Source organism: Pedococcus sp. NPDC057267, from assembly GCF_042668795.1.
In the GTDB taxonomy this organism is placed as follows: Bacteria; Actinomycetota; Actinomycetes; order Actinomycetales; family Dermatophilaceae; genus Pedococcus.
In genome coordinates this window covers 20601-30019 of the sequence record NZ_JBHUYG010000050.1, presented here as the reverse complement: position 1 = coordinate 30019, position 9419 = coordinate 20601, and the positions used below count along the sequence as shown (strand labels likewise).

Below are 9419 nucleotides of genomic sequence, written 5' to 3'. Positions count from 1 at the left end.
CGGAGGAGTTCGAGCCCCCCACCGCCGAGGCGGCGGCCGCCGAGCAGGCCGCCGTCGCGAATCAGCAGCCGGCCGGCGAGGCCGCGACGGGCGGCTCGGCCACCGGGGAGGCGGGCGAGGGCGGGGCGGCTGGCGCCGAGGGCTCCGAGGTCCACCCGGACACGGCCCTGGCCGCCGAGCGGCTGACCGACCTGCAGCGGCTGCAGGCCGAGTACGTCAACTACAAGCGGCGCGTCGACCGCGACCGCGCGGTCGTGCAGGAGCGCGCCGTCCGCGACGTGCTCGAGACGCTGCTGCCGGTGCTCGACGACATCTCGGCCGCGCGCGAGCACGGCGACCTCGCCGACGGCCCGTTCGCCAAGATCGCGGACAAGCTCGAGTCGACGCTGGGCCGGTTCGGCCTCGAGCGCTACGGCGCGGTGGGGGAGGAGTTCGACCCCAACCTGCACGAGGCGCTCATGCACGCGGCGTGGCCGTCCGACGGCTCGGTGACGGGCGACTCGACCACGGTCGTCCAGGTCCTGCAGCCCGGCTACCGCGCGGGCGAGCAGGTCCTGCGCGCCGCCCGCGTCGCGGTCGCCGACCCCGAGTGACCCCGGCGGCGGGCACGACCTCAGTACGATTCCCCACCCCGTCCCGCTGAGAGGAGGACGTCATGGCCAGCCAGGACTGGTTCGAGAAGGACTTCTACGCGATCCTCGGCGTCCCCCAGGACGCTGACGAGGCGGCGATCAAGAAGGCGTACCGCAAGCTCGCCCGCAAGCACCACCCCGACCAGAACCCCGGGGACACCGCGGCCGAGCAGCGCTTCAAGGACATCGGTGAGGCCCACTCGGTCCTGTCCGACCCGGAGAAGCGCCGTGAGTACGACGCCATCCGCCAGATGGCCCGGGGCGGTGCCCGGTTCACCGCCGGCGGCCCGGGCGGCGCGAGCACCGGCGGCTTCGAGGACATCTTCTCCTCGATGTTCGGCGGGGGCGCCGGCCCGGGCGGCGCCCGCGTACGGTACTCCACCGGTGGCGGCGGCCAGCCCGACCTCGAGGACATCCTCGGCGGCATGTTCGGGGGCGGCGGCCCGGCATACGGCGGTACCGGGTTCCGCGCGCCGACCGGCCCGCGCAAGGGCGCCGACCTCACGGCACGCACCACGCTGTCGTTCCGCGACGCCGTCAACGGCGCGACCGTGACGCTCGGCACCTCGGGTGGCGGCCAGATCACCACGCGCATCCCTGCCGGGGTCAAGGACGGGCAGAAGATCCGGCTGCGCGGCAAGGGCCAGCCGGGTGACTCGGGCGCTGCCGCCGGCGACCTCATCCTCACCATCACCGTGGAGAGGCACCCGGTCTTCGGGCGGGAGGGCGACAACCTCACCGTCGACCTGCCCGTGACGTTCGCCGAGGCAGCGCTCGGTGCGACCGTGTCGGTGCCGACCCTCGACGGCGAGCCCGTCAAGGTGCGGATCGCGCCCGGGACCCCGAGCGGTCGGGTGCTGCGGGTCAAGGGTCGCGGGGTGCCGCGCAAGGACAGCCCGGGCGACCTCATGGCCAAGGTGGCGATCGTGGTGCCGCAGCGGCTGTCCGACGAGGCGAAGGCCGCGGTGGAGACGCTGCGCGAGCTCGACGGCGGGCACGACCCGCGCGCCGAGCTCTTCGAGAAGGCGCGGAGGTGAGCATGGCGACCGAGCCCGAGTTCCGGCCCGACGACGACGCGCCGATCTTCGTGATCTCGGTCGCCGCCGCGCTCGCCGGCATGCACGCCCAGACGCTGCGCCAGTACGACCGGCTCGGACTGGTGCGCCCGTCGCGCACCCGGGGTGGTGGCCGCCGCTACTCCGGGCGCGACGTCGCCCTCCTGCGCGAGGTGCAGCGGCTGTCGCAGGACGAGGGCATCAGCCTCGCCGGCATCCAGCGCATCCTCGCCCTCGAGGACCAGGTCTCGGCCCTGCAGTCGCGGGTGCGCGAGCTGCGGGCCGAGCTCGACGAGGCCCGGGCGGCGGCCGGCTACGGCGGCCCGGGCACCCGCGTCTTCGCGGTCGGCCCGAGCGGTGAGGTGTACGCCCTGCGGGCCGGCCAGCGGGTGCGCCCCGAGCGCTCGCAGGCGCTCGTCGTCTGGCGCCCCGACCCCCGCTGACCGGGCCCACCAGGCTGACCCGCGACACGACGGCTGGCCCGCGGCGTCACTGCTGACCCCCGGCACCACTGCTGACGCGGGACACCACGGACGACCCCCTGGACACCACGGACGAAGGGCCCTGCCGCTACGCCCCTGCCGGACGGACAGTGTCGGTGTGTCCACGTCCTCGCGAGCCTCGTCCTCGCCGCCACCAGCCAGCACCGACCTCGCCATCGCGCGGGCGGCGCACCTCCAGCCGGTCGAGGAGGTGGCGCGCGCCGCCGGCATACCGCTGGAGCACCTGGAGCCCTACGGCCGCCACGTCGCCAAGGTCGACCTGGCGGCCGTTCGCCACCTGGCCGACCGCCCGCCCGCGCGGTATGTCGTCGTCACCGCCATCACGCCGACGCCGCTCGGTGAGGGCAAGACCACGACGGCCGTCGGCCTGGCCCAGGGGCTCTCGCTGCTCGGCCACCGCGCGACCCTGGCGCTGCGGCAGCCGTCGATGGGCCCGACGTTCGGCATCAAGGGTGGCGCGGCGGGCGCCGGCCACAGCCAGGTGCTGCCGATGGAGCAGCTCAACCTGCACCTCACCGGCGACTTCCACGCGGTCACGGCGGCCCACAACCTGCTCGCCGCGATGGTCGACAGCTCCCTGCACCACGGCAACGAGCTCGGCCTCGACCCCCGGAGCATCGCCTGGCGGCGGGTGCTGGACGTCAACGACCGCGCCCTGCGCAACATCGTCGAGGGCCTCGGCGCGCGCATCGACGGCGTGCCGCGGCAGAGCGGCTTCGACATCACGGCCGCCAGCGAGGTCATGGTGGTCCTCGGGCTGTCGACGTCGCTGCGCGACCTGCGCGAGCGGCTGGGCCGGATCGTCGTGGGCTTCACGTATGCCGGGCGGCCGGTGACCGCGGACGACGTCCGGGCCGCGGGGGCGATGGCCGTCATCCTCAAGGACGCGCTGAAGCCGAACCTCCTGCAGACCACCGAGAACACGCCGGTGCTGGTGCACACCGGCCCGTTCGGCAACATCGCGACCGGCAACTCGTCGGTGGTCGCCGACCACCTCGGCATCCACACCGGCGACTACCTGCTGACCGAGGCGGGCTTCGGCTCGGACATGGGGGCCGAGCGGTTCGTCAACCTCAAGTGCCGCGTCTCCGGGCTGCGGCCCGACGCGGCCGTGCTGGTGGCGACCGTCCGGTCGCTCAAGGCGCACTCCGGCAACTACTCCGTCGTGGCCGGGAAGCCGCTGCCGCCGGAGATGCTGCACGAGAGCCCGCGGGCGGTCCGTGCCGGCGCCGACAACATGCGCCGCCACCTCGAGATCGTGCGGTCGTTCGGGCTGTCGCCGGTGGTGGCGGTCAACGCGTTCCCGACCGACTTCGAGTCCGAGCACGCCGTGGTCCGTGAGGTTGCCGAGGCCGAGGGTGCGCGAGTCGCCGTCTCCACCCACGTGACCGACGGCGGCAAGGGTGCGCTCGACCTGGCCGAGGCCGTCGTCGCCGCGTGCGCCGAGCCGCACGAGCTCCGGTTCACCTACGAGCTCGACGACACCCTGCGGGACAAGATCGAGGCCGTCGCGACGAAGGTCTACGGCGCCGACGGGGTCGACTTCTCGCCGACGGCGGCGAAGGACCTCGAGCGGTTCGAGGTGCTGGGGTACGGCGGGTTCCCCGTCGTCATCGCCAAGACCCACCTGTCGATCTCGTCCGACCCCTCGCTCATTGGCGCCCCCACGGGGTGGCGCCTGCCGGTGCGCGAGGTGCGGGCAGCGGCCGGTGCCGGCTACGTGTACGCCATCAGCGGCGAGATGCGCACCATGCCCGGCCTGCCGAGGAACCCGGCGGCCGCGTCGATCGACCTCGACGAGGACGGCGAGGTCGTCGGACTGTTCTGACGGCACGCTGACCGGCCGACTCCGTCGCCCCGCGGCATACTCGGGGCATGAGCGAGCACCTCCTGGTCTTCCCCGAGCGCGACGTCGCCGAGCAGGTGGCGGCGGAGCTGCGCGACGAGGGTTTCACCGAGGTGCGCGTCGTGCGCGAGGCGCTCGCGGGCGAGGACGACTCGGAGTCGCACGAGTGGGGCGTCCACGTCGTCGAGGAGATGGTTGCCGACGAGTCGGGGCCGGTCGAGGGCGGCCTGCGCGACCGGTTCACGGCGCTCGTCGAGGAGCACGACGGCTGGTACGACCCCGAGCCCGACGGCTGGTCGACGCCGCCCGGTGTGGTGGCACACCGCGCCGACGCGCCCGGCCCGGCGGAGACGACACCCGCCTAGGGGCGGCCCGTCGGGCGGGCTGCCGGCCAGCCGAGCCGGCACGGGGCGGCCCGGGCGGCCCCTCAGGCCGAGTCGCCGGACAGGCGCGCCACCACCGCCTCGCCGGCGGCCCACGACGCGCCGTGGGTGACGACGTGGGTCGTCCCTGCGGGCGGCTCCCACCCGGGCCACCCCGTGTCGACGACCACAGTGTCCGGCCGCGTCGCCACGACGGTCCGTACGGCCTCGTCCATCCAGGCGTACCGGTGCGGGTCGCGCACCACGAGCCAGAGCGGCCGGCCGGGCGCGGGCGTCCCCTCGGCCGCCCACGCGGCCCCGGCGGCCGATGCGACGTCGTCGGTCTCGCCGAGTCGGTGCACCTCCACCCCCGGCCAGCGCCGGCGGGCGGCCGTGACCACCCCCACCGGCGTCTCCGACCCGACGGCGATGTTCGTCCCCGCCTCGAGGACCAGCAGCACGGGCGGCTGCTCCGAGGCGACGACCTCGCCGCGCACCTGCAGCGACCGGGCCGCCGCCTCGCGGCCGGCCTCGTGCGCCCCGCTTCTCGTCAGGACCATCGCCTCGGCCCCCCGGGCGGGGTCGGTCCGGTCGGCGCGACTGGCGCGGTCGGCGCGGTCTCGCAGGGCGTCACGCAGCGTTGCGGCCTCGCCCACCCGGGCCGCGGCCTGCGCGAGGCGCTCCTCGCCGAGCCGGCCCGCGTGCACGGCGTCGACGATGGCGTCGACGACGAGGTCGAGCGTCTCGACGCCGGCGGTGTCGCCGCCGATGCACAGGGCGTCGACCCCGGCGGCGAGGGCCAGCACGGCACCCTCGGCGAGGCCGACCGTGCGGGCGACGGCGCCCATCTCCAGCCCGTCCGAGATCGCGAGCCCGTGGAACCCCAGGGTGTCGCGCAGCAGCCCGGTCATCACCGCCGGGACGAGCGTGGCCGGCCGGTCGTCCAGCACGGGCAGGCGGATGTGGGCGCTCATGACCGCGGCGACGCCGGCGTCCGCGGCCGCACGGAACGGCGCGAGCGCGGGGTCGTGCGCGGGGTCCTGCACGTCGACGACCGGCACGTCGAGGTGGCTGTCGACGCGGGTGCCTCCGTGGCCGGGGAAGTGCTTGGCGCAGGCGAGGACGCCGGCCGACTGCAGGCCGCGCACCCACGCCGCCGTGTGGCGGGCCACCAGCGCAGGGTCCGACCCGAAGCTGCGCACGCCGATGACCGGGTTCGAAGCCTCGACGTTGACGTCCGCGTCAGGGGCGTAGTCGAGGTCGATCCCGGCGGCGGCGAGCTCCCGCCCGATCTCGGCGGCGACCCGCTGGGTGAGGTCGACGTCGTCGACCGCACCGAGCGCGAGGTTCCCCGGCCAGGACGAGCCGGTCCGGTGCTCGAGCCGGGTGACGTCGCCGCCCTCCTCGTCGACCGCAACGAGCGCGGCCGGGTTCGCCTCGTGGACCTGGGCCGTCAGCCGGGCCACCTGCGACGGGTCGACGATGTTCCGCCCGAAAAGCGCCACCCCGCCCAGGCCCTGCTCGAGCCTGGCCAGCAGCCACGGCGGGGCGGTCTCGCCGACGAAGCCCGGTTGCACGACGGCGAGGGCGAGTCGGGCCAGGTCGGGGGAGCGTGACGCCAGCGACATGGCCGCACTCTACGGAGGCGTGGGGCCACGCGGGCGGACACGGCGGGGCCCGGACAGGACAGAGGGCGCGAGCGGTTGCCGCCCAAGGTTGAGCGGAATACGCTCAAGTTTGGCGAGGTTGTCCCCTGTGGACGCGCGCCACCCACGGAGCGCGACCGACCCCCCGACGGACGAACCACCGACGTAGCACCGACGCACCACCGAGCACAGGAGAACCCACCAGGCATGGAGCTGAAGCCCACCGCCAAGGTCGCGGAGGCGCTCGCCCTCGCGCAGCGCGCCGCCCAGACCGCCGGCCACCCGGAGATCACCCCGGACCACCTCACGAGCGCAGCCGTGCAGCTCGACACCCCGCTGGCCGACGCCCTGCTGCAGGCCGCCGGCACGGGTGCGGCGCACGTCCTCGGCCAGGCCGACGCCCGGCTGCGGTCCCTGCCCACGACCTCGGGCGCCAGCGCCACCCCGGGCCTCGGCCGCGAGGCGGGCGCGGTGCTCCAGCAGGCCGACACGCTCATGCGCGCCAAGGGCGACACCTACCTCGCGCTCGACCTGCTCCTGCTCGCCCTGGCCGAGACCGGGCACCTGGCCGCCGTGGAGAAGCGCGGAGCCAAGGACATGGAGGCCAAGATCGACGCGCTGCGCGGGGGCCGCAAGGTCACCAGCGAGACGCCCGTCGAGGAGGGCGAGGCCCTCGAGAAGTACGGCACCGACCTCACCCAGAGGGCGCGCGACGGCAAGCTCGACCCGGTCATCGGCCGCGACTCCGAGATCCGCCGCGTCGTGCAGGTGCTGTCCCGCCGCACCAAGAACAACCCCGTCCTCATCGGCGAGCCCGGCGTCGGCAAGACCGCCGTCGTCGAGGGCCTGGCCCAGCGCATCGTCGACGGCGACGTGCCCGAGAGCCTGCGCGGCAAGCGGCTCGTCAGCCTCGACCTCGGCGCCATGGTGGCCGGGGCGAAGTACCGCGGCGAGTTCGAGGAGCGGCTCAAGGCCGTCCTGGAGGAGATCCGCACCAGCAACGGGCAGATCGTCACCTTCATCGACGAGCTGCACACCGTCGTGGGCGCCGGGGCCACCGGCGAGGGCGCGATGGACGCCGGCAACATGCTCAAGCCGCTGCTCGCCCGCGGCGAGCTGCGCCTGGTCGGCGCCACGACCCTCGACGAGTACCGCGAGCACATCGAGAAGGACCCCGCCCTCGAGCGCCGCTTCCAGCAGGTCTTCGTCGGCGAGCCCAGCGTCGAGGACACCATCGCGATCCTGCGCGGGCTCAAGGAGCGGTACGAGGCGCACCACAAGGTGACCATCGAGGACTCCGCGCTCGTCGCGGCCGCGTCCCTGTCCGACCGCTACATCACCGGCCGCCAGCTGCCCGACAAGGCGATCGACCTCGTCGACGAGGCCGCCTCGCGCCTGCGGATGGAGATCGACTCCAGCCCGGTGGAGATCGACGAGCTGCGCCGGCAGGTCGACCGGCTCCGGATGGAGGAGCTGCACCTGCAGACCGAGACCGACGAGGCCTCGCGCGAGCGCCTGGAGGCGCTGCGGGCGACGCTGGCCGACAAGGCCGAGCAGCTCGCCGCGCTCAACGCCCGCTGGGAGGCCGAGAAGTCCGGCCTGAACAAGGTCGGCGAGCTGCGGGCAAAGGTCGACGAGCTGCGCACGCAGGCCGACCGGTTCGAGCGCGACGGCGACCTCGGCAGCGCCTCGCGGATCCGCTACGGCGAGCTGCCGGCGCTGGAGAAGGAGCTGGCCGAGGCCCAGGCCGCGGAGGACGCCGCCACCCCGGCCGACGCCATGGTCAAGGAGCGGGTCGGCGCCGACGACATCGCCGAGGTCATCTCGGCGTGGACCGGCATCCCGGCCGGCCGCCTGCTCCAGGGCGAGACCGAGAAGCTGCTGTCGATGGAGTCGATCATCGGCGCCCGGCTCATCGGGCAGGAGACTGCCGTCCGTGCGGTCTCCGACGCCGTCCGGCGCTCGCGGGCCGGCCTCGCGGACCCCAACCGCCCGACCGGGTCGTTCCTCTTCCTCGGCCCGACCGGCGTGGGCAAGACCGAGCTCGCCAAGTCGCTGGCGGACTTCCTGTTCGATGACGAGCGGGCCATGGTTCGCATCGACATGAGCGAGTACTCCGAGCGTCACGCCGTCGCGCGCCTCATCGGCGCCCCGCCCGGCTACGTCGGCTACGAGGAGGGCGGCCAGCTGACCGAGGCGGTCCGCCGTCGGCCCTACTCCGTCGTGCTGCTCGACGAGGTCGAGAAGGCGCACCCGGAGACGTTCGACATCCTGCTGCAGGTGCTCGACGACGGCCGCCTCACCGACGGCCAGGGCCGCACGGTCGACTTCCGCAACGTCATCCTCGTCATGACCTCCAACCTCGGCAGCCAGTTCCTCATCGACCCGGTGATGGCGCCCGAGGACAAGAAGGAGGCCGTCATGACGGCGGTGCGGGCGGCCTTCAAGCCCGAGTTCCTCAACCGGCTCGACGAGGTCGTGGTGTTCGACCCGCTGAGCACCGAGGAGCTCGGCCACATCGTCGAGCTGCAGGTCCGCGAGCTCGCCTCGCGCCTGGCCGACCGCCGCATCACCCTCGAGGTGACCGACGCGGCCCGCGAGTGGCTGGCCATCACCGGCTACGACCCGGCCTACGGCGCCCGGCCGCTGCGCCGCCTCGTGCAGCGCGAGATCGGCGACCGGCTCGCCCGGGCCGTGCTGTCCGGGGAGGTGCGCGACGGCGACACCGTTGTCGTCGACCGCGACGACAGCCTCGACGGGCTCACCGTGCACGGGGCGGACCACGCCGTGGCCTGACCCACCACCCGCCCAGGGCAAGAGGGGGTGTGCCGTGCGCACACGGCATACCCCCTCGTCGCGTCCGGGTGCGGGCCGGCGGCGCGGGCCGTGCGAGTCCGCTGCGGCCGCAGCAGACTGGGGGCATGACGACGAACGGCGAGGACGGGCTGGACCGGCGGCCGCCGGGGACCAACGACGCGACGGTGGAGGCCGTGGGGAAGCTCAGTGAGGCCTTCGAGACGGTCGAGGAGGCCCGCGGACGGCTGTACGGCTTCCACCGGCTGACGGGGTCCGCGGACCTCGCGCTCGGGGAGGCCGTCGAGATGCTGCGCGACGCGGGACACGCCGAGCTCGCGGACCGGATCGAGACCGAGCTCGTCGGGCGCAACGTGATCCAGGGGCGGTGGACGTTCCAGCTCGTCGAGGAGTTCGACGACGGCTACCACGCGGACTTCGCGCGGATCGAGCGCGAGGTCCGCGAGCAGCTCATGGGCGGGCGACGGCACGTCTTCGAGGCCGAGATGAAGGCCGACCGCCGCACCGAGGGCCGCGCCGGTCACGAGGCGACGCCCTCGCCCGGTGAGTGAGGGGTGCGCC

General features: G+C 74.5%; 8 protein-coding genes. 7 read left to right on the top strand and 1 reads right to left on the bottom strand.

Annotated elements, in window-relative coordinates; translation table 11 throughout:
• The 5 genes from grpE to ACFUC1_RS12155 all read left to right on the top strand — a co-directional run.
• Positions 1–593 (top strand): nucleotide exchange factor GrpE (gene grpE / locus ACFUC1_RS12175; protein WP_379120037.1); only part of this gene is annotated, 593 nt, incomplete at its 5' end.
• A gap of 62 nt (positions 594–655) precedes the next feature.
• Complete coding sequence (locus ACFUC1_RS12170; RefSeq protein WP_379120035.1) at positions 656–1669, top strand: DnaJ C-terminal domain-containing protein; 1014 nt, start codon at positions 656–658, stop codon at positions 1667–1669.
• A gap of 2 nt (positions 1670–1671) precedes the next feature.
• The gene (locus ACFUC1_RS12165) at positions 1672–2130 is read left to right on the top strand and encodes a heat shock protein transcriptional repressor HspR (protein ID WP_379120033.1); all 459 of its coding nucleotides are present in this window, start codon (positions 1672–1674) and stop codon (positions 2128–2130) included.
• Between the two features lie 157 nt (positions 2131–2287).
• Entirely contained in the window at positions 2288–4018 is a 1731-nt protein-coding gene (locus tag ACFUC1_RS12160) for a formate--tetrahydrofolate ligase (protein ID WP_379120031.1), read from the top strand.
• 47 nt (positions 4019–4065) lie between these two features.
• The gene (locus ACFUC1_RS12155; protein WP_379120028.1) at positions 4066–4401 is read left to right on the top strand and encodes a ribonuclease E inhibitor RraB; all 336 of its coding nucleotides are present in this window, start codon (positions 4066–4068) and stop codon (positions 4399–4401) included.
• A 62-nt stretch (positions 4402–4463) separates the two neighbouring features.
• Here ACFUC1_RS12155 and ACFUC1_RS12150 read toward each other — a convergent pair whose 3' ends face one another.
• A complete protein-coding gene (locus ACFUC1_RS12150) occupies positions 4464–6026 on the bottom strand; it encodes a glycoside hydrolase family 3 protein (protein ID WP_379120026.1) in 1563 nt (520 codons plus the stop codon).
• Between the two features lie 225 nt (positions 6027–6251).
• On the opposite strand from ACFUC1_RS12150, the gene clpB reads away from it, so the two are divergent.
• Together clpB and ACFUC1_RS12140 are read left to right on the top strand one after the other, a co-directional pair.
• The gene (gene clpB, locus ACFUC1_RS12145) at positions 6252–8840 is read left to right on the top strand and encodes an ATP-dependent chaperone ClpB (RefSeq protein ID WP_379120024.1); all 2589 of its coding nucleotides are present in this window, start codon (positions 6252–6254) and stop codon (positions 8838–8840) included.
• A 125-nt stretch (positions 8841–8965) separates the two neighbouring features.
• On the top strand, positions 8966–9409 hold the full coding sequence (locus tag ACFUC1_RS12140; protein WP_379120022.1) for a hypothetical protein: 444 nt from the start codon (positions 8966–8968) through the stop codon (positions 9407–9409).
• Positions 9410–9419 lie beyond the last annotated feature (10 nt).

Coding starts and splice junctions, on each gene's coding strand:
- ACFUC1_RS12165 (WP_379120033.1), top strand. CDS start 1,672: ATGGCGACCGAGCCCGAGTTCCGGCCCGACGACGACGCGCCGATCTTC.
- ACFUC1_RS12140 (WP_379120022.1), top strand. CDS start 8,966: ATGACGACGAACGGCGAGGACGGGCTGGACCGGCGGCCGCCGGGGACC.
- ACFUC1_RS12155 (WP_379120028.1), top strand. CDS start 4,066: ATGAGCGAGCACCTCCTGGTCTTCCCCGAGCGCGACGTCGCCGAGCAG.
- clpB (WP_379120024.1), top strand. CDS start 6,252: ATGGAGCTGAAGCCCACCGCCAAGGTCGCGGAGGCGCTCGCCCTCGCG.
- ACFUC1_RS12150 (WP_379120026.1), bottom strand. CDS start 6,026: ATGTCGCTGGCGTCACGCTCCCCCGACCTGGCCCGACTCGCCCTCGCC.
- ACFUC1_RS12170 (WP_379120035.1), top strand. CDS start 656: ATGGCCAGCCAGGACTGGTTCGAGAAGGACTTCTACGCGATCCTCGGC.